The organism is Streptomyces sp. NPDC059255, assembly GCF_042752355.1.
Classification (GTDB): Bacteria; Actinomycetota; Actinomycetes; order Streptomycetales; family Streptomycetaceae; genus Streptomyces.
In genome coordinates this window covers 70,014-90,980 of record NZ_JBHYZP010000025.1, presented here as the reverse complement: position 1 = coordinate 90,980, position 20,967 = coordinate 70,014, and the positions used below count along the sequence as shown (strand labels likewise).

The window sequence follows — 20,967 nt, the reverse complement described above, 5'->3', positions numbered from 1 at the left end:
GGGGCTAACCCCCGTCTTCGCCTGCGGTACACCCGAGGACCCCGGTTACACCCGAGGACCCCGGGGCCCTGAGCGCCGGTTCGTACTCAGGCCTTCTTCGTCAGGCCCCGCTCGGCCGTCCACGCCCGCGCCACGTCCTCCGGGTCCTTCTTGTCCTTGTCGACCTTGCGGTTCAGCTCCGTCAGGTCCTCCGTCGACAGCGCGTTGCCCAGCTCCGCCAGCGCCTTGCGCACGGTGGAGTCGGCCTTGCGGTCGGCGATCAGGGGGACGATGTGCTGGCCGGGGATGAGGTTCTTCGGGTCGGTGAGCACCACCCAGCCCTCGGCGGCGATGTCGGTGTCCGTGGTGAACAGGTTCGCGACGTCCACGTCCCCCTTCTTCAGCGCCCCCTTGACCAGCGGTCCCGAGGAGTCCAGCGACTTGAACTCCTTGAACTCCACCCCGTAGACCTCCTTGAGCCCCACGACCCCCACCACCCGCTTCTTCACCTCGGGCGCGGCGCCGATGACCAGCTTCCCGTTCTGCTTCCTCAGGTCCGCCAGCGTCGTGAGGCCGTACTTCTCGGCGGTCGCGCGGGTGACGGCGAAGGCGTCGGAGTCCTCGGCCTTCCCGTACGGGAGGACCTGGAGCCCCGCGGGGAGGGCGACGGCCAGGGCGTTCTGCATCTCGCCCTCCTCCGTGGCGGTGGCCTTGGGGGAGAGGTAGTGCAGCAGGGCGCCCTGGTACTCGGGGAGCAGATCGATGTCCCCGCCCTTGAGCGCGGGGATGAGGATCTCGCGGGTGCCGAGGTTGGGGCGGACCTTCGTCTTCACCCCGGCGGCGCCGAGGACGGAGGCGTAGAGGTAGCCGAGGATCTGGTTCTCGGTGAAGTTGGCGGTGCCGATGGTGAGGCCGTCCGCGCTGGAACCGCCGCCTCCGTTCCCGCCGCCGGAGCTCTGGCCGTCGAGGGAGGTGATGCCGCCGCTGCACGCGGCGAGCACGGGGACGGAGGCCGCGGCGAACAGGCCGCCGAGGAGGGTTCGCCGGTTCATCGGTGCGTTCATTGGAAGCTCTCCCGGAAGGGGGTGTACGGAGGGGGTGAGGGTCGCGGGGGCGGTGGGAACCGGTCGCCGCGTCAGGCGGGCGTGCGGTGGCGGAACAGGAGGCGCTGGAGCCCGGAGAGCGCCAGGTCCAGCACGACGGCGACCACCGCGACCAGCACCGCCCCGCCCAGCACCTGGACGAGGTCACGCTGCGCCAGGCCGTCGAAGACGTACCGGCCCAGGCCGCCGAAGCTGACGTACGCGGCGATCGTCGCCGTCGCCACCACCTGGATCAGCGCGAGCCGCAGCCCGGTCATGATCAGCGGCAGCGCGAGCGGGATCTCGACCTGGAGGAGGACCTGACGGCCGCGCATGCCCTGCCCCCGTGCCGCGTCCTTCACCTCCGGGTCGATCGCGCTCATCCCCGCGTACGTGTTCGTCACGATCGACGGGACCGCGAGGGCCACCAGCGCCACGTACACCGGTGTCATGGAGAGCCCGCTGGCCAGGAAGACCAGCACGACCAGACCGACCGTCGGCAGCGCGCGGCCGAAGGAGGCCAGGTTGATGGCGAGGAACGCGCCGCGCCCCGTGTGCCCGATCAGCAGCCCGACGGGGAGCGCGATCACGGCGGCGATCAGGGTCGCGAGCAGCGAGTACTCAAGATGCTCGGCGAGCCGGTGGCCGATGCCGTCGGCTCCCGCCCACTGCTCGCTCGCGGTCAGCCAGGTGCCGAGGTTCTTGAAGAGTTCGTACATGCCGGGTCAGACCTTTCCGCTCGCCTTGGGACGGCCGGGACGTCTCGTCCAGGGCGTGAGTACGTACTGCACGCCGACCAGAGCCGCGTCCGCGACCAGCGCGAGCAGCAGCGTCAGTACGACGCCGGCCACCACGGGGGTGGGGAAGTTGCGCTGGAACCCGTCGGTGAAGAGCTGCCCGAGGCCGCCGTCACCGATGTACGTGGCGACGCTGACGAGCGAGATCGACATGACCGTGGCGATCCGCACCCCCGCCATGATCACGGGGAGCGCGAGCGGCAGCTCGACGGTGAGGAGCGTACGGAGCGGGCGCGTGCCCATCGCGGTGGCGGCCTCGCGGGCCTTGGCCGGTACGGAGTCGAGCCCCTCGACCGTGTTCCGCAGGAGGACGACCAGGGTGTAGATCGTCAGGCCGATCACGGTGGTGGTCCTGGTCAGCCCGGAGACGGGCAGCAGCAGCACGAAGACCGCGATGGACGGGATCGTGAACAGCACGTTGGAGAGCCCCAGCAGGAACCCGCGCAGCGGGCGCACCCGGTGCGCCAGGACGGCGAGGGGGAGGGAGATCAGCAGCCCGAGCAGGACGGCGGTGAGGGCGGCCTGGAGGTGCGAGAGGGTGAGGGTGGCGAGGTCGCCCGCGTGGTCGGAGATCCACGACCATTGGATGGTCATGCGGCTCCGTCCTTGGCCGCCGTGTCGGTGGCCGTCGACGCCGCGCGGTGGCTGCGCCCGGCGTGGTCGTGGACCGCCTCGCGCGAGGTGACCCCCGTCAGCACGCCCTCCGTGTCGACCCTGGCTATGAGCCCCGTGGGCGAGGCGATCGACGCGTTCAGCGCCGCGAGCAGCGAGTCCGTGTCGCGCAGCGGCCGTACGGGGGCGAGGAGCGCCTCGCGCGCCGTGCCGGAGCCGGGGGCCGCGTCGGGGTCCAGCCAGCCCAGTGGCTCGCCCTTCGCGGTGACGACCAGGCGCGGCCCGCTGCCGCGCGCCGGCGCCGGCTCGTCCTCCCGTACGGTCGTCGCCCGCTCCACCGGCACCTGGGCGAGCGTCGTCAGCGAGAGCAGCTTCAGCTCGCGCTCCGCGCCGAGGAAGTCCGCGACGAACGCGTCCGCCGGGCGGGCCAGCAGTTCGGCCGGGGCGGCGCACTGGACGAGATGGCCGCCCGTGCGGAAGACGGCGATGCGGTCACCGAGCCGTACCGCCTCGTCGATGTCGTGCGTGACGAACGCGATGGTCTTGTTCAGCTCCTGCTGGAGGCGGAGCAGCTCGTCCTGGAGCTGCGTCCGTACGACCGGGTCGACCGCGCCGAAGGGCTCGTCCATCAGCAGCACCGGCGGGTCGGCGGCGAGCGCCCTGGCCACGCCGACGCGCTGCTGCTGGCCGCCGGAGAGCTGGTGCGGGTAGCGCTTGCCGGCGTCGGCCGCCAGCCCCACCGTCTCCAGCAGCTCCGCCGCCCGGCTCCGGGCCTTCTTGCGGCCCCAGCCGAGCAGCAGGGGCACGGTCGCGATGTTGTCCAGGACCGTGCGGTGCGGGAAGAGCCCGGACTGCTGGATGACGTAGCCGATGCCGCGCCGCAGCTCGGCGGCGTCCTGGTCGAGGATGTCCTTGCCGCCCAGCCTGATCGTGCCGGAGGTCGGGTCGACCATGCGGTTGATCATGCGGAGCGTGGTGGTCTTGCCGCACCCGGAGGAGCCGACCAGGACGGTGATGCCGCCCTCGGGCATCTCCAGCGTCAGGTCGTGGACCGCCGTGGTGCCGTTGGGGAAGCGTTTGTTCACCGCGTCGAATGTGATCATCAGTAGTCCCTTGAGTCGCCCCGCGTCTCGTGCCCGCGTCTCTTGCCTCGCTGCATATAGTCATGCAGAGTTCTTGTTCCCTGAATAGATTGTCAATGCCTGCGGGTAAATCACAGGTTACGGAAGACCGCAGGGCGAGACGCGAGGTCCGAAAAGAGGGATTTTGAGCATGATGTCGTCCCGCATGATGGATCCACGGGATGGGGACGGGGGTACCGGTCCGGCCGCTTCGGCCACTCCGTCGAATCCGTCGGATCCCGCGAATCCGTCGAATCAGCTGACTCCGTCGATTCCGTCGATTCCGTTCATTCCGGCTGTTCCGTCTGTCCCGTACGTCCCGTCCATCGTCGTGCTCGACGGACAGAGCCTCCCGGTCTCCGACATCGTCCGGCTGGCCGACGGCGCCGCCCGTCCCGTCCCCGGGACCGAGGCGATCAAGCGGGTCGAGCGGAGCTGGCACACCGCCCGCGAGCTGGCCGCTTCGGGGCGGGTGTACGGGCGCTCCACCGGCGTCGGCGCCAACCGTACCGAAGCCGTGCCCACCGAGGCGGCGGCCGACCACGGGCTGCGCCTGCTGCGGAGTCACGCCGGTGCCATAGGGGAACCGCTGCCCGCCCGCGAGGTCCGCGCCATGCTCGCCGTCCGCGCCAACCAGCTCCTGGCGGGCGGCGCCGGGCTGCGGCCCACCGTCGTCACCGCCCTCTGCGACGCCCTGGAGACCGGCGCGTACCCGCTGGTGCACGAATTCGGCTCGGTCGGCACGGGGGACATCGCCGCCCTCGCGCAGATGGGCCTCGCCCTCGCCGGGGAGCACCCCTGGCAGCTCACCGACGAGCACCCCGGGCGGACCGGACCGCCGCCCGCCGCCCAGCCGCTCGACAACAACGACGCCCTCGCCCTGATCAGCAGCAACGCCCTGACCCTCGGCCAGGCCGCGCTCGCCCTGCACGAACTGCGCCGCCTCGTCGCCGCCACCGAACTCGTCGCCGCGCTCTCCCTGCTGGCCGTCGACGGCTCGTACGAGGCGTACGCGGAGCCCGTGCACGCCGCGCGCCACCACCCCGGCTCGTACGCCGTCGCCGCCGACCTGCGCGCGATCCTCGGCGCCCCCGAACGGCCGGGGCCGCCGCTCGGCCGCATCCAGGACCCGTACGGCTTCCGCTGCGTCCCGCAGATCCACGGCCCGGCGCGGGACGCCGCCGACGCGCTGGAGCGGGCGCTCGCCGTCGAGATCAACGCCGCCGCCGAGAACCCGCTGATCCGTCCCGGCACGGACGAGGACCCCGTGCCCGCCGCCTACCACCACGGCGGCTTCTACCTGGCGCAGATCGCCCTGGCGCTGGACCACTTCAGGCTCTCGCTCGTCCAGACCGCGCGGCTCTCCACCTCCCGGCTCTCCGCGCTCAACGAGCCGGGCTTCACCCGGCTGCGGCCCTTCCTCGCCGACGCGGAGCCCGCCAGCTCCGGCGTGATGATCCTGGAGTACGCGGCCGGCGCGGCCCTCGGCGACCTGCGGGCGTTCTCCGCGCCCGCCTCGCTCGGCCACGCGGTGCTCTCGCGGGGCGTGGAGGAACAGGCCAGTTTCGCCTCCCTGGCCGCCCGCCAGACCCTCCGTCTCGCCGCCCCGTACCGGCTGGTCGTCGGCTGTGAACTCGTCGCCGCCGTAAGGACGTTGCGCCAGCGCGGGTTGCGGCCCGAGCCCGATCTGCCGGTGGGCAGGGCGTTCGCGCTGGCCGAGTCCGTGCTCGACGAGGCGGTGGAGGACCGGCCGTTGACCGATGATGTGACGGCGGCGGCCGCACTGCTCGACCGGTTCACGGAGCTGGCGAACGACCTGACCACCCACCCGCCGGCCACGACGACGGACCCCGACCCGTACCTGGACCGGTACGGCCCCCCGCGCCACGACCGACCCCAGGAAGGGAATTGAGGGAAACGCGCATGAGCGACAGCCCCGCCGCCCGGCTCCAGCAGCTCTTCGAGGGCCACCGCCTCACGCCCACGCAGCGGCGCATCGCGCACAGCATGGTGCGCCAGGCAGTGGACGCGCCGTTCCTGTCCAGCGTCGAACTGGCGGAGCTGGCCGGGGTCAGCCAGCCCTCCGTCACCCGCTTCGCGGTCGCGCTCGGCTTCGACGGCTACCCGGCGCTGCGCCGGCACCTGCGGGAGGTCTCACCGGGCGAACGGGCGGAGGGGGAGACCCCGTACAACGAGTACCAGCAGGCCGTACGCGGCGAGATCGAGAATCTGCGCCGGCTCGCCGACCTCCTCGCCGATCCCGCGCCCGTGGAGCGCGCGGGCCGGCTCCTCGCGGACTCGCGCCCGCTGCCGGTGCTCGGGCTGCGCGCGGCCTCCTCGCAGGCGCGCGGCTTCGCCTACTTCGCGGCCAAGGTCCACCCGGACGTACGGCTGCTGGACGAGGGCGGCACGATGCTCCCCGACCGGATCGACACGGCGAGGAGCGCGGGCGCGAGCGCGCTGCTCTGCTTCGCGCTGCCGCGCCATCCGAAGGAGGTCGTGGAGGCGCTGGCCTACGCGCGCTCGGCGGGGCTCACGGTGGTGACGGTCGCGGACTCGGCGTTCGCCCCGGTCGCCGCCCACAGCGACCTGCTGATCCCGGCGGCGGTCGGCACGGGCCTCGCCTTCGACACGGCGTGCGCGCCGATGCTGCTGGGCCGGGTGCTGCTGGAGGCGATGTGCGACGGGCTGCCGGACGCGCAGGCGCGGCTGGAGGAGTTCGACGCGCGGGCGTCGGCGCGGGGACTCTTCGTGGAGTGAGGGCCTTTTGGAGGGGCTCTTCGTGAAGCTTTTCGTGGGTGAGGATTCCTCGTTCTCAGGAAACGCTCAGAGTCCGTCACTAACCTGCCGCCACACGGTTGGGCAGCACGCTTGAGGAGGCGGGTAGGTCGTGGGGCGCGCGGGACAGTCTCTGGCACGGGTGGCGGTGGTCGTACGGGCCGGGGCGGCCCCCTTGTGGTGGCTGGGGGTGCTCGCCACCGGGATCGGGCTGCTGCTGCCCGGGATGACCGGACGCCGCGTCGGCGGGTACGCGGGCGCCGCGCTCTTCGTGGTGTGCGCGGTGGCCGTCGCTCTCGTACGGCGGCGCCGGTACACCGGGTGGGCGGACGCGGCGACGCGCGCCGGGAAGTTCGACTTCCTCCAGGACCGGGCCGTGACGGCGCGGAACTGGCGGCGCGCCCACCGGTGGTGGCTGCTGGCGGCCTTCCTCGCCGCCGTGGCGAGTTCGTTCGTGCTGCCGGCCGCCGCCGGGCCCGCCCTCGCGGGCGCGGGCGCCGGGCTGTGGCTCAAGGCGGCCTGGCTGGGGCGGCGCGAGGAGCGGGACGACGCGCTGCTGTGGGTCCGTACGGACTGGGCCGGAGCCGGGCGGCCCGTCGGCGCGAAGGTGAAGGGTTACCGGACGACGGGTCTCGGCGCGGGCGACGCCGTGCCCGGCGGGGCACGGCGTCGTCGCTGAACCGGTGGTCAGACCTCCAGCTCGGACTCGATCTTGCTGAGCTGGTGGCGGGCCATCGCCAGGTTCGCCCGCGACTTGTCCAGCGCCAGGTAGAGGAAGAGCCCGCTGTTGCCGCGGCCCTTGAGCAGCCGGATCAGGTGGTACTGGTTCCCGAGCGTGATCAGGATGTCCTCGATCTCGTCCTTGAGGCCGAGCAGTTCCATCGTGCGGACCTTCGACCGGACCACGTCGGTGTTGCCGGCCGCGGCGACGGTCAGGTCGAGATCCTTGCTGCCGCCGACCGTCCCGAGGGCCATGCCGCTGGAGTAGTCGACGAGGGCGGCCCCGAGGGCCCCTTCGATGACGGTGACCGCTTCTTTGAGAGCGGCTTCGGTGTTGGCCATGAACGTCGCACTTCCTTTCCGTCGTACGGACGCCCGGGGAGTTCCGGACGCCCGGGGGGCGCGTGTTCTTCGTGAGGGGGAGGGGGTGGAGGGGTTCAAGGAGTCGGAGGAGCCCGAAGAGCCCGAGGAGCCCGAGGAGCCCGAGGAGCCCGAGGAGGTGGAGGGAACGGAGGGGCACTGCGGGCTGGAGGAGGCCATGGGTCAGGCGTTCTCCAGCCGTTCGAGGGCGCCGTCGACCAGTTCCCCGATCCGGGCGCTCGACCGGCGCGCCTCCAGATGGAGCCGGCCCACGTTGATCCTGGACTCCGCCAGCAGGGTCAGCACCGCCGAGGAGCCCGCCGCGTATGTGGCGACGTACCCCAGCTCGCCCCGGATCAGCAGCTCCTTGAAGGCGCCCTGCCCGGTGGCGTCCGAGAGCCGCATGGAGACGCCGAGCGCGGCGGCGGTGAGCGCGGCGACCCCCTCGGCTTCCACGTCCGCGGTGTCCTGCGCCAGCACCAGACCGTCGGTACTGGCCGCGAGGGACCCGGTGAGCTGCGGGAGGCGCGCCCGAAGGCGCCTGAGTTCGCCGAGTACGTCGGCCTCCGCTGTCATCAGCTGTCTCCTCTCGGCGCGCGCCCGCAGAGCACGCCTCATGACGCCGTGGCTCGGCCTGTTCGGACCGGGCCGTACGGGCCCGCTCCCGGCCGGGGACCCTCGGAGTCTCGGTGGATGGGGCGGAAAGTCACAGGGTTGCCTCCAGTGCGTCACGGAGCCGGCGTAACAGGGCGATGTCCGGGGCCGCGGAGACCGTCGCGACCCAGGAGGGAACCGTCGCGTGGGGGGCCGACGACGGGTCGTCGGGTGTCTCGACCAGACCCGCGGCGGCCAGCCTGCGGATGTCGAGAAGGGTGTGGAACGCGGGCCGTCCCAGCGTCCAGGCGATCGCCACCGGGGTCCGTACGCCGTCGGCCAGCTCCAGCAGGGCCCGCTGCCTCCGGGTGACCGCCTGGCCGGGCGCCGGTCTTCGGGCGACGACGGGGGCGGTGTCGACGGCGGCGTACGGCCAGACCTGGTCGAGGAGTTCGCGCCGCCGCAGGGTCTCGCGCTCCACGGCCGACGCCGTGACGGGCCGTACGGGGCCGATCCAGTGGGCCGCTCCGTAGCGGAAGCGGGTGGGGCCGCTGGCGGGGGCGAGGGCGAAGAAGGCGGCGTCGAAGAGCGCGCCTGTGTGGGCTATCTCCAGCTCGCCGTTGTGGAGCCACCCGCTGTCCACGAGGAATCTGCCGACCTCGCGGCGGGTCCCCGCCCGGTCCACGGCCTCGTCCCACCCCGCCCGGGGCAGCCGGCCCCCGGCGGTGAGGAGGACGTCGATGCCGGGGGCGGCGGGGCTCTCGGCGTGTACGACGCGGCCGTCGCTGAGGTAGAGCGTGCCGTGGTCGCGCAGGAGGGCGCCGGTGGCGCGTTCGCCCGCGAGGCGCCCGAGCATCGGGGAGACGACGGAGGCGGCGGAGGAGGCTGCGGGGGCGTGGGACGTGGACACGGAGGCGGAGGTGGCGGCGGGTGAACGGGGTTGTGGTCTGCCGGTCATCCCAGCACCAGCCGTTCGGCGAGGCGGCCGAGGCGGAGCCGGGCGAGGGCGAGATTGCCGGTGTCGCGGTCCATCCAGAGGTGCAGGAAGACGCTGCTGTCGAAGGTCGTCTCGACGAAGCTGAGGATGTGATAGCCGGTGCGGGTGGTGACGATCAGGTCCTGGACGGGGGGTCCTTTGCCGCCCTGCCCCTCGCCGTCGTCGCTCGCGCCCGCGCGCGTACCGGCGTCCGCGCCCTGCGTGCCGCCGCCCGGGCCGCCCGAGCGGTCCCCGGCGGTCCTGCCGGGCGCGCCGGGTAACGCGGATCTGTCCGGCGGTTCGGGGGCGAAGGCCGTGTACTCGGCTGCGGCCCGCGCCAGTTCGGCGGTCTCGGCCGCCGTGGCCTCGTGGTCGCCGTTGGGCGACTGGCCCGCCGTGCCGAGGGCGAGCCCGCTCGTCCAGTCGACGATCGCCGCGCCGCGCGCTCCCGGTAGGCTCATGGCCTCTTCCAGGCACGCATCGATTCCGGGCACGCGGACTCCCCTCCCAGACGGGCGTGCGGGCGCACTGCCGTACAGCAGTAACCGCGAGATTACGCAACGTCCGCGCGAGGGGGAGGCGTTCTGGCATTTTCCATCGGAACATGCACGCGATTCCGAGGTACTTGATATGAAGAAGGCCGGATCTGGTGGTTCCCGCCGAGTCGTTCCCGCCCGGAACGTCCCGTACGGTCCGCTCCTGCCCGGATGTTCTGGTCCGGTCACTTCCGTCCGGCCGCTTCCGTCCGGTCGTTCCCGTGCTTTCGCGCCCGTGCTCCCGCTGCTCAGTCCAGCAGCGCGTCGGCGTACGCGCCGCCCGACTCGGCCACGATCCCGTCGGTCGTCTGCTGTTCTCGTACGGTAGCGAAGCGCACCTCGCCGCCGGTACCCGCTTTCACGACAAAGCCGTGAATCCCCGGCCTGGCAAGGCTGTTGTAGGAGTAGTGGGCGGTGAAGAAGTACGCTCCCGTGTCGAGCGCGGCGACGAGATCGCCCTGCTCCAGCAGGGGCATCGGCCGGTTCTCGGCGAGCAGGTCGCCCGCGAAGCAGGCCGGCCCCGCGATGTCCTGGGCCACGGCGGGCCCCGTCCTGGGCCGGCCCCCGGCGTCGTACGCGGCGATCCGCAGTGGCCAGGAGGCCGGGGCGTAGACGGTACGGGTGGCGACCTGCGCGCCCGCGTGGGTCACGGCGATGGGCCGGCCCCCGGCGGACTTGGCGTACTCGACGCGCGCCAGGACGGTGCCGTGCTTGGCGAGCAGCGAACGGCCGAACTCCGTCACCAGCCCGTACCGCCCGTCCAGCAGTCCGGGCACGGTGTCCTTGAGGAGCCGGGCGTACGTGGCGTAGGTGGGCGTCTCCTCGTCGGACGAGAAGTTGACCGGGAGTCCGCCGCCGATGTCGAGGGTGTCGATCTGCCGGCGTCCGGCCGCCGCGTTGATCTCCTCGGCCAGCTCGTAGAGGCTCCGTACGCCCTGGGCCATCAGGTCGAGAGGGATGCCCTGCGAGCCGGAGTGGGTGTGCAGCCGGGTGAGCCAGGGGCGGTCCAGATACGCCTGGACCACCCAGGCGCGGGCGCCCTCGTCGCGCAGCGCGACGCCGAACTTGGAGGTGGCGGTGGCGGTGGACAGCGCCCCGATGGAACCGGCGCCGAGCTGCGGATTGACCCGCACTCCGCACGGCGGGACGGGTGAGGCGGCGGGGCCCGGGGACCCGGTGGCCGGGGCCCGGGCGGCCGAGCCGACCAGCGCGTCGATACGGGCCAGCTCCTGCGGGTTGTCCGCGTTGACGGCGATACCGAGGGCGAAGGCGTCCCGCAGCTCGGCGGCGGTCTTGGCGGGGGAGTCGAGGACGGTGCGGTCGGCCCGTACCCCCGCCGCCCGTGCGAGCGCCAGCTCCCCGGGGCTCGCGACCTCGGCGCCGATCCCTTCCGCGGCCAGCAGGCGCAGTACGGGCACCAGGGGCGCGGCCTTGACGGCGAAGGCGTGCAGTACGGGCGTGCCGGGCGCGGTGACCTCGGCGAAGGCGGCGTGGAGCGCGGCGGCCGAGGCGCGGATCCCGGCCACGTCGAGCAGGGCGACGACCGGGGCCGCGTCGCCGACCAGCCCCTGCTCGACGGCGGCCCGTACGGCGCGGTCGCGACGGGCGGCGGGGGAGCGGGCGGGATCCTCGCCGGAGGGAGCGCCCGGAGCGTCCGGGGGCGGGGCCGAAGGCATGTCTGAGGGCATGGGCGCCAGCCAATCATCCGGTGGGCGGCTCCGCAGTGGTTGACTAGTTCTATTCATCCGGTCAGGATGTGAATAGATTGTTCAACAGGAGCGTCACGGAGGAGGCACCCGCCATGTCAGGACCCCGGCCCGTACGGGCACCGCGCGGTACGGAACTGAGCGCCCTGGGATGGCAGCAGGAAGCGGCCCTCCGCATGCTCCAGAACAACCTGGACCCCGAGGTCGCCGAACACCCCGACAAGCTCGTCGTCTACGGCGGCACCGGCAAGGCAGCCCGCGACTGGCGCTCCTTCGACGCCATGGTGCGGACGCTGCGCACGCTCAAGCAGGACGAGACGATGCTCGTCCAGTCCGGCCGGCCGGTGGGCGTCATGCAGACCCACGAGTGGGCGCCGCGCGTGCTGCTCGCCAACTCCAACCTGGTCGGCGACTGGGCCAACTGGGAGGAGTTCCGCCGGCTCGAATCCCTCGGGCTCACCATGTACGGCCAGATGACGGCCGGGTCGTGGATCTACATCGGCACGCAGGGCATCCTCCAGGGGACGTACGAGACGTTCGCCGCCGTCGCCGCCAAGAAGTTCGGCGGCACGCTCGCCGGGACGATCACCCTCACCGCCGGTCTGGGCGGCATGGGCGGCGCGCAGCCGCTCGCCGTGACCATGAACGACGGGGTCGCGATCTGTGTCGACTGCGACCCGCGCGCCATCGACCGCCGTATCGAGCACCGCTACCTCGACGTGCGGGCCGACAGCCTGGAACACGCCCTCCAGCTCGCCACCGAGGCGCGCGACGCCCGCCGTCCGCTCTCCATCGGGCTGCTCGGCAACGCGGCCGAACTGCTGCCGCGCATGCTCGCCGAGGGCGCGCCCGTCGACATCGTCACGGACCAGACCTCCGCGCACGACCCGCTGGCGTACCTGCCGATCGGCGTCGACTTCGACGACATGGCCTCGTACGCCGCCGAGAAGCCCGCCGACTTCACCCGGCGCGCCCGTGAGTCGATGGCCCGGCACGTCGAGGCGATGGTCGGCTTCATGGACGCGGGTGCCGAGGTCTTCGACTACGGCAACTCCATCCGCGGCGAGGCCCAACTGGCCGGATACGACCGCGCCTTCGCCTTCCCCGGCTTCGTGCCCGCCTACATCCGGCCGCTCTTCTGCGAGGGGAAGGGCCCGTTCCGCTGGGCGGCGCTCTCCGGCGAGGCGTCCGACATCCACAAGACCGACCGGGCGATCCTCGACCTCTTCCCCGAGAACGAATCCCTGCACCGCTGGATCAAGATGGCGGGCGAGCGCGTCCACTTCCAGGGCCTGCCGGCCCGGATCTGCTGGCTCGGCTACGGCGAGCGCGACAAGGCGGGCGAGCGCTTCAACGACATGGTCGCCTCCGGCGAACTCGCCGCGCCGCTCGTCATCGGCCGCGACCACCTGGACTGCGGCTCGGTCGCCTCCCCGTACCGCGAGACCGAGGCCATGCTCGACGGCTCCGACGCCATCGCGGACTGGCCGCTCCTGAACGCCATGGTCAATGTCGCCTCCGGTGCCTCCTGGGTCTCCATCCACCACGGTGGCGGCGTCGGCATGGGCCGCTCGATCCACGCGGGCCAGGTCTCGGTCGCCGACGGGACGCCGCTCGCGGGCGAGAAGATCCGCCGCGTCCTCACCAACGACCCGGGCATGGGCGTCATCCGCCATGTCGACGCCGGGTACGACCTCGCGGAGACGGTCGCCGAGGAGCGCGACGTCCGCGTCCCCATGCGCGAGGACGCGACCGCCGCCGCCGCGCCGGCCGAGGGCGCCACGGCATGACGGCCCCCGCCTCCGCCCACGAGCCCGCCTCCTCGCAGGAGCCTTCCTCCGCCCATGAGCCCGCCTCGTCCCAGGAGTCCGTCTCCTCCCGGGCCCCCGACTCCTTCCACGAGCCCGCCTCGTTCCAGGAGATGTGGCGCGATCTCGCCCCCCTCGGCCGCGACCCGGGCAGCGGCGGCTACCGCCGCTACGCCTGGACCGCCGCCGACGCGGACTGCCGCGCCTGGTTCCGCGCGCAGGCCGAGGACCGGGGTCTCACCTGCGAGGTCGACCGCAACGGCAACCAGTGGGCCTGGCTCGGCGACCCCCTCGCCGGGGACGCCGTCGTCACCGGATCGCATCTCGACTCCGTACCCGACGGGGGCGCCTTCGACGGGCCCCTCGGCGTCGTCTCCTCCTTCGCCGCGCTGGACGAGCTGCGGCGCAGGGGAGCGCGGCTCACCAAGCCCCTGGCCATCACCAACTTCGGGGACGAGGAGGGCGCCCGCTTCGGTCTCGCCTGCGTCGGCTCCCGGCTCACCGCGGGCCGGCTCACCGCCGCCCAGGCCCATGAGCTGCGCGACGGCGAGGGCGTCCCCCTGCCGAAGGCGATGGAGGCCGCCGGATACGACCCGGCCACCCTCGGTCCCGACCCCGAACGACTCGCCCGGATCGGCGCGTTCGTCGAACTCCACGTCGAGCAGGGGCGCGCCCTCGATCTCTCCGGCGACCCCGTCGGCATCGCGTCCGCGATCTGGCCGCACGGCCGCTGGCGCTTCGACTTCCACGGCGAGGCCAACCACGCGGGCACCACCCGTCTCGCCGACCGCCGCGACCCGATGCTGACGTACGCGGAGACCGTCCTGGCCGCCCGCCGCGAGGCGGAACTCGCCGGGGCCCTCGCCACCTTCGGCAAGATCTCCGTCGAGCCCAACGGCGTCAACGCCATCCCCTCCCTCGTCCGCGGCTGGCTGGACTCCCGCGCCGCCGACCAGTCCGCCCTGGACACCGTCGTCGCCGCGATCGAGGCCGCCGCCCGCGAGGCCGCCGACCGCGCGGGTATCGACGTGCGTGTCGTACGGGAGTCCTTCACCCCCGTGGTCGAGTTCGAGCACGCCCTGCGCGACGAACTCGCCCGCATCCTGGCCCACCGCCCCGGATCCGGCGGCCGTGAGGTGCCCGTGCTCGGCACCGGCGCCGGACACGACGCGGGCATCCTGTCCGGCTCCCTCCCGACCGCCATGCTGTTCGTACGGAACCCCACGGGCGTCTCCCACTCCCCGGCCGAATCCGCGGCCGAGGACGACTGCGTGGCCGGTGTCCTCGCCCTCGCCGACGTACTGGAAGGACTCGCGTGCGCATGAAGCGGCCGACCGCCTCCTCGGGCCGGACCCAGGTCACCGCCCGGCCGGAATCCGCCACCCCGGCCACCGGCACCGGCACCGCCCGGACCGGGAGCGCGGAGACCGCCGGCCCCGCCGGTCCGCCCGAACCGGCCCGCACCTACTGGCTGGAGCACGCCTGGCTCACCGACGGCCGGCCTCACGTCGAGCCCGGCGTGGCCGTCGACGTCACCGGCGGCCGGATCGCCGCCGTACGCACCCAGGTCACCACCCCGCCCCCCGGCGCCACCGTCCTGCGCGGCCTGACCCTGCCGGGCCTGGCCAACGCCCACTCGCACGCCTTCCACCGTGCCCTGCGCTCCACCGTCCAGGTCGGCTCCGGCACCTTCTGGACCTGGCGCGAGATCATGTACGGGATCGCCGCCAAGCTCACCCCCGACTCGTACTTCGCCCTCGCCCGCGCCGTCTACGCCGAGATGGCGCTGGCCGGCATCACCTCCGTCGGTGAGTTCCACTACCTCCACCACGCCCCCGGCGGGACGCCCTACGACCAGCCCAACGCCATGGGCGAGGCGCTGATCGCGGCGGCGGCCGAGGCCGGGATCCGGATCACCCTCCTCGACACCGCCTATCTCTCCTCCGGCATCGCCCGGCGGCGCGGCGGCGAACCCCCCGAGCGGCACCAGCTCCGCTTCTCCGACGGCGACGCGACCGCCTGGGCCGAGCGCGCCTCCGCCCTCGCCTCGGCCGTCAAGGACGGCGACCAGGCGCTGATCGGCGCGGCCGTCCACTCCGTACGCGCCGTCCCCGCCGAACAGCTCGCCACCGTCGCCGCCTGGGCCGGGGAGCACGGCGCCCCGCTCCATGTCCATCTCTCCGAGCAGACCGCGGAGAACGAGGCCTGCCTCGCCGTCCACGGCGTCACGCCCACCCGGCTGCTCGCCGACCACGGCGTCCTCGGCCCCCGTACCACCGGCGTCCACAACACCCACCTCACCGACGAGGACATCGCGCTCCTGGGCACCGCCGCCACCGGCACCTGCATGTGCCCCACCACGGAGCGCGACCTCGCCGACGGCATCGGCCCCGCCGGGCGCCTCCAGCGCGCGGGCTCGCCGCTCTCCCTCGGCAGCGACAGCCACGCCGTCATCGACCTCTTCGAGGAGACGCGCGCGATGGAGCTGAACGAACGGCTGCGCTCCCGCCGCCGCGGCCACTGGACGGCGGCGACGCTGCTCCACGCGGCCACCGCGGGCGGCCACGCGGCCCTCGGCCGGCCCGACGCGGGCCGCATCGGGCCCGGCGCGCTCGCCGACCTCGTCACGATCGCGCTGGACTCCGTCAGAACAGCGGGCACGCTGCCACGGCTCGGCGCGGAGACCGCCGTATTCGCCGCCTCCGCCGCTGATGTACGCCATACGGTCGTGGGCGGCCGTCATGTCGTACGCGACGGAGCCCATGCCCTGATCCCCGATGTCCCGGCAGCCCTCGACCGGTCCATCGCCGCCCTGCGCGGCTGACACCACGGACCGCGCGGATCGCACGAGCCCCCGCGCGGCCGGAGGAGATCATTCCTTCCATGACGACGACCACGGCCACGGCCACCACCACCGGGACCACCACCACCCTCATCACCAACATCGCCGGACTGGTCACCAACGACCCCTCTCTCGGTGACGGAACCCCCATCGGTCTGATCCAGGACGCGGCCGTCGTCATCGACGGCGACCGCATCGCCTGGGTCGGTGAATCAAGCAAAGCACCCGCCACTGACAACGCCGTCGACGCCGGTGGCCGGGCCGCCCTCCCCGGCTTCGTGGACTCCCACTCCCACCTGGTCTTCGCGGGCGACCGGACCCAGGAGTTCAACGCCCGCATGTCCGGCCGCGCCTACTCCGCGGGCGGCATCCGCACCACCGTCGCCGCCACCCGCGCCGCGACCGACGCCGAGCTGGACGCCAACGTCGCGCGCTACCTCGCCGAGGCGCTCCGGCAGGGCACCACCACGCAGGAGACCAAGTCCGGCTACGGCCTGACCGTCGCCGACGAGGCCCGCGCCCTGCGTATCGCCCGGGAGCGGACCGACGAGGTCACCTACCTCGGCGCGCACATCGTCCCGCCCGACCACGCCGCCGACCCGGCCGCGTACGTCGCCCTCGTCACCGGCGAGATGCTGGACGCCTGCGCCCCGTACGCCCGCTGGATCGACGTCTTCTGCGAGCAGGGCGCCTTCGACGGCGACCAGGCCCGCGCGATCCTCACCGCGGGCCGCGCCAAGGGCCTGCACCCCCGCGTCCACGCCAACCAGCTCTCGTACGGCCCCGGTGTCCAGCTCGCCGTCGAACTCGACGCCGCCTCCGCCGACCACTGCACCCACCTCACGGACGCGGACGTCGACGCCCTCGCCCACAGCTCCACCGTGGCCACGCTGCTGCCCGGCGCCGAGTTCTCCACCCGCGCCGCCTGGCCGGACGCCCGCCGGCTGCTCGACGCGGGCGCGACCGTCGCGCTCTCCACCGACTGCAACCCCGGCTCGTCGTTCACCTCCTCGATGCCGTTCTGCGTCGCCCTCGCCGTACGCGACATGGGCATGACCCCGGACGAGGCGGTCTGGTCGGCCACCGCGGGCGGCGCGGCGGCCCTGCGCCGGACGGACATCGGCCGCCTCACCCCCGGCGCCCGCGCCGACCTCGCCCTCCTCGACGCCCCGAGCCATGTCCACCTCGCCTACCGGCCCGGCGTCCCCCTGGTCTCCTCGGTCTGGCGGAACGGCGCCCGCGTCCACTGACACGGGGCCGTTCCCCGCCCGCGTCCACCGACCCGGGGCCGTTCCCCGCCCGCGGGCGGAACCTCCGCGCCCACCTACCCCTTCAGCGCGGCGACCTCGTCGATCCGGGGCCGCAGCTTCCGTACGGCCAGCGTCTTCGCGTACGGCTTCAGCCGCCGCCGCATCGTCTCGAAGTGCTCGTCCCCGCGGGCCGACGAGACGTGTTCGTAGTCGTCCAGGAACTGCCACCAGCTCCCGCACGCCGCCTCCAGATGGCCGAGCTCCAACTGGCGCTGCGCCAGCACGGCGAGGAAGTGGACACGCCCCTGCCGCTCGTGCTTCTGCTGCACCTGGAGGGACTGCTGGAGCGCGGCTATCGAGCCCGGCAGGTCCTTGAACTCGTACAGCACGTGCGACACGTGGAAGAGGTACGCGGTCCTGTCGTAGCCGCCGATCGACTCGCGCCGGTTGTCCGCCTTGGTCAGCGCGGCCTCCGTCTGGCGCAGCCGGCCGAACGCCTGCCGCTTGTCCCCGACCATCGCCGCCGCGTGCGCCTGCTGCCCCGACAGGAAGGCCTGGAGGCGCGGCTCGGCCTTCGGTGACGCCTCGGCGGCCGAGTCGGCCAGCTCCAGCGCCCGCTTGCCGTACCCGAGGTTCGACGCCTGGAGGGACATGCCGCGCAGCGTCCGGCAGTACGTGACGTGGTCCCCCGCGGAACCGGCCAGCTCCAGGGCCCTGAGGTAGTACTGCTGGCCCAGCCCGTGCGCACGCTCGTACATCGCCATCCAGCCGGTCAGGTAGACCAGGTCGGAGGCAGCGGCGAGCATGTCGTTGCGCACGGTCTCGGCGGCTTCCGCCTTCAGCCACGGCATGACCGTGTTCACCAGAAACGCCGCCGCCATCGGGCGCGCGTGACCGCCCCCGAGTTCATCCAGAATGTCCGCTATCCGGTCCGTCATTGTGCGTACGGCCTGTACCTGCGGCGCGCCTATCCGTACGGTCCGCTTCCCTGGAGCGGGGGTCGAAGGGGGCGCCGCGTGGGCCAGATCGGGGAAGAGCGGGACGACGACGGCGGCGGAGAAGAGCCCTGCGGCGATCAGGCCGCGACGTGATGGATCCATGTCTGCTCTCCCCATGTCGGCCAGTTCTTCGATCGTGTTGACACCGGCGGGGCCGGTGGAGCCGACGGAAGCGGTGTAACCGGCGGAGCCCCCCGGGACGCCGGTGAAGCCGGAGCCCGGAGGGCCCGGGCGCGCGACGGGCAGTCCGGCCTCGGCGTGCGTGACCGGACGGCCCAGTTTCCGCGCGAAAGCCTCCACGATCAGCGGCCTGACCTGGTCCTTGGGCATGGTGCCCGCGACCCAGTGGGAGACCGCCGACTGGTCGTAGTGGAGTTCGAGCCCGGCCTCGGCGCCGATGCGGTTGATGATCAGTGCGAACTGCGCACGGGACCACTTGGCCTGCGCCAGCAGACCGGCGAGACCGGTGTTCGGAGTGCGGGAATTACTCGCCATGTGTCCAACTCCCCCAAGCGTTCATGGCTTTCATCATCAGACTGTTCTCCACGGTACTCGCGGAGGGTCATAAGGCTGTTTTCTGTTCAACAGGGCCAAGCAGCACAGCACACGAAGACGGGGGCCAAGGTGAACACAGTGACAGACGACAGAACAGGTGGCACAGCAGAAAACGCGCACACCACCTACAACGCCGACTCCGCGCAGACTCCTCACACTTCACACACTTCGGAGTGCGTGGACCACAACGCCATAGGGTTCGACGCCGATCGCGCGCTGGCGCCGCATCGCATGATGCCGCCGCCCGCCGAGATCGCGGACCTCACCACCCGGCTCGTCGGCCATGGCGCGAGGCTCGTCTCCATCGTCGAGGCGATCCCCGAGGCCGAGCACACCGTACGGGCCAAAGGAGCACTCAAGGACTGGTACGACCTGACCGACAGCGGACCCGGGCCCGGAGCCATGGCCCACTGGGTCTACATGCGGGCACTGGCGCGCATGTGCCGTACGTTCATGGATTACCTGCGGGAACGTGACCGCGAAGGCCGGCAGCGGCCATGAGTCCGGAAGGGAAACAGCAAGCCTGGTTCGTGATCGCGGTATGCACACTGGGGCTGACCATCGCACTCGCCGTGGGACTGCGCCTCTGAGGCGGCCCGTCGCTCGGCGCACAGTTCGGCGCAAGGTTCGGCGGAGAGTCAATTCAGGGCGCCGGTCCGGATCAGGCCCCACTGGTCCGGATGGGCGCACACCGTGTCCACCGTGCCTCCGGGCACCTTCAGCACCTCCTCCACCTGCTCCACCTCTTCCACCTCCCGCACTCTTCTGCACCACCCGTTGCGCGCGATTCCCTGATCCGTGACGAGATGGGCGAGTGGCACTGTCCCGGAATGATTTGGGCCGGTACCGTCCTGTCGAGTGCGGGCCCACGGGAGACACGGGTCCGCGGGGGGATGCGACCGGGGGGTCGAGTTGGTCGAGTTGAACGATGTGCACCGCGCTGCGCGCCTGCGCGTGGTGGCACCCGCGGATCTGGACGACGCGGAGATCGAGTCCTGGCGCGAGCTGCGCGCCAAGTCGGGGGCTCCCGCCAGCCCTTTCATGGAACCGGAGTTCACCCTGGCGGTCGGCCGCGTCCGGCCGGGCGCGCGCGTCGCCGTCGTACGGGAGAGGACGGGAGGCGCGCGGGGCGCGTCCGGTGCGGCCGCGGGCGAGCCCGGCGAGCTTATGGGATTCTTCCCGTACGAGCGCGGCGCGCTGGGGCACGGAAGGGCCATCGGCCTCGGCGTCTCCGACTGCCAGGGCGGGGTGTTCCGCAGCGGACTGCGGCTCACGGCACGCGAACTGCTCGCCGGCTGCTCGCTGGTGGCCTGGGAGTTCGACAACCTCGAAGCGGGCCAGCGGCTGTTCGTCCCGCCCGGCGCCGGTGAACCCGCCGGGTTCGAGTCCCCGGTCATCGAGGTCGGGGAGGGGTACGAGGCGTACGAGGCGGCCCTGCGGGCCCGGTCGCCCAAGTTCTTCCGTACGACGGCGGCGAAGGAGCGCAGGCTCGGCCGGCAGGCGGGCGAGGTCCGCTTCGTCTTCGACGAGCGCGACCCGGCGGCGCTGCGCACGCTCATGGAGTGGAAGTCCGCGCAGTACCGCAGGACCGGCCGCCGTGACCGCTTCGCGAAGGAGTGGATCAGCGCACTCGTACGGCAGCTCGCCACGACCCGTACACCGGGGTGCTCCGGCGTGCTCTCCGTGCTGTACGTGGCGGACCGCCCGGTGGCGGCACACTTCGGGCTGCGTTCGCGCACCGTGCTGTCGTGCTGGTTCCCGGCGTACGACCCGGACTTCGCCAAGTTCTCGCCGGGCCTGATCCTGCACCTGCGGATGGCGGAGGCCGCGGCGGCGGCCGGGATCGGGGTGCTCGATCTGGGGCGCGGCGCGGCGGAGTACAAGGACGCGCTCAAGACCGGCGGCCTACGGGTCCACGAGGGCGCCGTGACCCGCCCGGGCGTGCGGGCCGCCCTCTACCGGCTGGGCAAGGAGCCGGTCCGCCGGGCGCACGGCTTCGTACGGGAGCGGCCCCAACTGGCCGCGCACGCGAAGGCGGCGCTGAACCGGATGGGCCGCCTTCGGGACGGTCGCCTGCGGGACAGGTGACGAACGCGCGGCACGCGGCATGGGGGCGGCGGGCGGCGCATCAACCGACCAGGGGGAGCGATGACGCACACACCACGGACGACGGGGAGAGGCACCGGCCCAGGACCCGGTGGAGGGACGGGCCGGGGGGCCGACGGGGGGACGGGCCGCGCGGTCGGTGGAGGT

20 protein-coding genes are annotated in these 20,967 nt (G+C 72.8%); 9 read left to right on the top strand and 11 right to left on the bottom strand.

The features are described 5' to 3' along the window. Window positions 1-86 precede the first annotated feature (86 nt). The 4 genes from ACFXKG_RS26220 to ACFXKG_RS26205 all read right to left on the bottom strand — a co-directional run bounded on the left by ACFXKG_RS26220 (window position 87) and on the right by ACFXKG_RS26205 (window position 3,573). Window positions 87-1,031 (bottom strand): ABC transporter substrate-binding protein, encoded by a 945-nt coding sequence (locus tag ACFXKG_RS26220; RefSeq protein ID WP_384843786.1) that lies wholly within the window; start codon window positions 1,029-1,031, stop codon window positions 87-89. An 83-nt stretch (window positions 1,032-1,114) separates the two neighbouring features. After that, window positions 1,115-1,780: an ABC transporter permease gene (locus tag ACFXKG_RS26215; RefSeq protein ID WP_384843783.1), complete on the bottom strand. Its 666-nt coding sequence runs from the start codon at window positions 1,778-1,780 to the stop codon at window positions 1,115-1,117. 6 nt (window positions 1,781-1,786) lie between these two features. Next, window positions 1,787-2,452, bottom strand: coding sequence for an ABC transporter permease (locus ACFXKG_RS26210; RefSeq protein ID WP_365808332.1), 666 nt, complete (start codon window positions 2,450-2,452; stop codon window positions 1,787-1,789). After that, window positions 2,449-3,573, bottom strand: coding sequence for an ABC transporter ATP-binding protein (locus ACFXKG_RS26205; protein WP_384843779.1), 1,125 nt, complete (start codon window positions 3,571-3,573; stop codon window positions 2,449-2,451). The genes ACFXKG_RS26210 and ACFXKG_RS26205 overlap by 4 nt, the downstream gene beginning before the upstream one ends. 169 nt (window positions 3,574-3,742) lie before the next feature. Between ACFXKG_RS26205 and ACFXKG_RS26200 the strand changes: the two genes are divergently transcribed. From ACFXKG_RS26200 to ACFXKG_RS26190, 3 genes are all read left to right on the top strand, one after another. Then, window positions 3,743-5,503, top strand: a complete 1,761-nt coding sequence (locus tag ACFXKG_RS26200) for an aromatic amino acid ammonia-lyase (protein WP_384843776.1) — start codon at window positions 3,743-3,745, stop codon at window positions 5,501-5,503. 11 nt (window positions 5,504-5,514) lie between these two features. After that, entirely contained in the window at window positions 5,515-6,351 is an 837-nt protein-coding gene (locus tag ACFXKG_RS26195) for a MurR/RpiR family transcriptional regulator (protein ID WP_382894038.1), read from the top strand. 130 nt (window positions 6,352-6,481) lie between these two features. Continuing rightward, on the top strand, window positions 6,482-7,048 hold the full coding sequence (locus ACFXKG_RS26190) for a hypothetical protein (RefSeq protein ID WP_384843773.1): 567 nt from the start codon (window positions 6,482-6,484) through the stop codon (window positions 7,046-7,048). Between the two features lie 8 nt (window positions 7,049-7,056). Here ACFXKG_RS26190 and ACFXKG_RS26185 read toward each other — a convergent pair whose 3' ends face one another. From ACFXKG_RS26185 to ACFXKG_RS26165, 5 genes are all read right to left on the bottom strand, one after another. Then, window positions 7,057-7,431, bottom strand: a complete 375-nt coding sequence (locus ACFXKG_RS26185) for a hypothetical protein (RefSeq protein ID WP_365808339.1) — start codon at window positions 7,429-7,431, stop codon at window positions 7,057-7,059. A 201-nt stretch (window positions 7,432-7,632) separates the two neighbouring features. Continuing rightward, entirely contained in the window at window positions 7,633-8,025 is a 393-nt protein-coding gene (locus tag ACFXKG_RS26180; RefSeq protein ID WP_384843769.1) for a roadblock/LC7 domain-containing protein, read from the bottom strand. Between the two features lie 130 nt (window positions 8,026-8,155). Further along, window positions 8,156-8,899, bottom strand: coding sequence for a transcriptional regulator (locus tag ACFXKG_RS26175; RefSeq protein ID WP_384843933.1), 744 nt, complete (start codon window positions 8,897-8,899; stop codon window positions 8,156-8,158). Window positions 8,900-8,997: 98 nt separating this feature from the next. Beyond that, window positions 8,998-9,513 (bottom strand): hypothetical protein, encoded by a 516-nt coding sequence (locus tag ACFXKG_RS26170; RefSeq protein WP_384843767.1) that lies wholly within the window; start codon window positions 9,511-9,513, stop codon window positions 8,998-9,000. Window positions 9,514-9,803: 290 nt separating this feature from the next. Next, window positions 9,804-11,243: a diaminopimelate decarboxylase gene (locus tag ACFXKG_RS26165; protein WP_384843764.1), complete on the bottom strand. Its 1,440-nt coding sequence runs from the start codon at window positions 11,241-11,243 to the stop codon at window positions 9,804-9,806. Between the two features lie 113 nt (window positions 11,244-11,356). Between ACFXKG_RS26165 and hutU the strand changes: the two genes are divergently transcribed. From hutU to hutI, 4 genes are all read left to right on the top strand, one after another. Then, the gene (gene hutU, locus ACFXKG_RS26160; RefSeq protein WP_384843760.1) at window positions 11,357-13,051 is read left to right on the top strand and encodes a urocanate hydratase; all 1,695 of its coding nucleotides are present in this window, start codon (window positions 11,357-11,359) and stop codon (window positions 13,049-13,051) included. A gap of 131 nt (window positions 13,052-13,182) precedes the next feature. Beyond that, window positions 13,183-14,394, top strand: coding sequence for an allantoate amidohydrolase (locus ACFXKG_RS26155; protein ID WP_384843930.1), 1,212 nt, complete (start codon window positions 13,183-13,185; stop codon window positions 14,392-14,394). After that, window positions 14,391-15,893 (top strand): formimidoylglutamate deiminase, encoded by a 1,503-nt coding sequence (locus ACFXKG_RS26150; RefSeq protein WP_384843757.1) that lies wholly within the window; start codon window positions 14,391-14,393, stop codon window positions 15,891-15,893. Before ACFXKG_RS26155 ends, ACFXKG_RS26150 begins: the two co-directional genes overlap by 4 nt. 59 nt (window positions 15,894-15,952) lie before the next feature. Then, window positions 15,953-17,161 (top strand): imidazolonepropionase, encoded by a 1,209-nt coding sequence (gene hutI / locus ACFXKG_RS26145; RefSeq protein WP_384843753.1) that lies wholly within the window; start codon window positions 15,953-15,955, stop codon window positions 17,159-17,161. A 74-nt stretch (window positions 17,162-17,235) separates the two neighbouring features. Here hutI and ACFXKG_RS26140 read toward each other — a convergent pair whose 3' ends face one another. Next, window positions 17,236-18,654 carry a hypothetical protein gene (locus ACFXKG_RS26140; RefSeq protein ID WP_384843750.1) on the bottom strand — a complete coding sequence of 473 codons (1,419 nt, stop codon included), beginning with the start codon at window positions 18,652-18,654 and terminating at the stop codon, window positions 17,236-17,238. Window positions 18,655-18,891: 237 nt separating this feature from the next. On the opposite strand from ACFXKG_RS26140, the gene ACFXKG_RS26135 reads away from it, so the two are divergent. Then, window positions 18,892-19,215 carry a DUF6415 family natural product biosynthesis protein gene (locus ACFXKG_RS26135; protein ID WP_384843747.1) on the top strand — a complete coding sequence of 108 codons (324 nt, stop codon included), beginning with the start codon at window positions 18,892-18,894 and terminating at the stop codon, window positions 19,213-19,215. Between the two features lie 137 nt (window positions 19,216-19,352). On the opposite strand, the gene ACFXKG_RS26130 is transcribed toward ACFXKG_RS26135, so the two are convergent. Beyond that, a complete protein-coding gene (locus ACFXKG_RS26130) occupies window positions 19,353-19,475 on the bottom strand; it encodes a hypothetical protein (RefSeq protein ID WP_384843744.1) in 123 nt (40 codons plus the stop codon). A gap of 151 nt (window positions 19,476-19,626) precedes the next feature. Here ACFXKG_RS26130 and ACFXKG_RS26125 point away from each other — a divergent pair, with 151 nt between their 5' ends. After that, on the top strand, window positions 19,627-20,802 hold the full coding sequence (locus ACFXKG_RS26125) for a GNAT family N-acetyltransferase (RefSeq protein WP_384843741.1): 1,176 nt from the start codon (window positions 19,627-19,629) through the stop codon (window positions 20,800-20,802). Window positions 20,803-20,967: the final 165 nt, after the last annotated feature.

Coding starts and splice junctions, on each gene's coding strand:
- ACFXKG_RS26220 (WP_384843786.1), bottom strand. CDS start 1,031: ATGAACCGGCGAACCCTCCTCGGCGGCCTGTTCGCCGCGGCCTCCGTC.
- ACFXKG_RS26215 (WP_384843783.1), bottom strand. CDS start 1,780: ATGTACGAACTCTTCAAGAACCTCGGCACCTGGCTGACCGCGAGCGAG.
- ACFXKG_RS26210 (WP_365808332.1), bottom strand. CDS start 2,452: ATGACCATCCAATGGTCGTGGATCTCCGACCACGCGGGCGACCTCGCC.
- ACFXKG_RS26205 (WP_384843779.1), bottom strand. CDS start 3,573: ATGATCACATTCGACGCGGTGAACAAACGCTTCCCCAACGGCACCACG.
- ACFXKG_RS26200 (WP_384843776.1), top strand. CDS start 3,743: ATGATGTCGTCCCGCATGATGGATCCACGGGATGGGGACGGGGGTACC.
- ACFXKG_RS26195 (WP_382894038.1), top strand. CDS start 5,515: ATGAGCGACAGCCCCGCCGCCCGGCTCCAGCAGCTCTTCGAGGGCCAC.
- ACFXKG_RS26185 (WP_365808339.1), bottom strand. CDS start 7,431: ATGGCCAACACCGAAGCCGCTCTCAAAGAAGCGGTCACCGTCATCGAA.
- ACFXKG_RS26180 (WP_384843769.1), bottom strand. CDS start 8,025: ATGACAGCGGAGGCCGACGTACTCGGCGAACTCAGGCGCCTTCGGGCG.
- ACFXKG_RS26175 (WP_384843933.1), bottom strand. CDS start 8,899: ATGCTCGGGCGCCTCGCGGGCGAACGCGCCACCGGCGCCCTCCTGCGC.
- ACFXKG_RS26165 (WP_384843764.1), bottom strand. CDS start 11,243: ATGCCCTCAGACATGCCTTCGGCCCCGCCCCCGGACGCTCCGGGCGCT.
- hutU (WP_384843760.1), top strand. CDS start 11,357: ATGTCAGGACCCCGGCCCGTACGGGCACCGCGCGGTACGGAACTGAGC.
- ACFXKG_RS26155 (WP_384843930.1), top strand. CDS start 13,183: ATGTGGCGCGATCTCGCCCCCCTCGGCCGCGACCCGGGCAGCGGCGGC.
- ACFXKG_RS26150 (WP_384843757.1), top strand. CDS start 14,391: ATGAAGCGGCCGACCGCCTCCTCGGGCCGGACCCAGGTCACCGCCCGG.
- hutI (WP_384843753.1), top strand. CDS start 15,953: ATGACGACGACCACGGCCACGGCCACCACCACCGGGACCACCACCACC.
- ACFXKG_RS26140 (WP_384843750.1), bottom strand. CDS start 18,654: ATGGCGAGTAATTCCCGCACTCCGAACACCGGTCTCGCCGGTCTGCTG.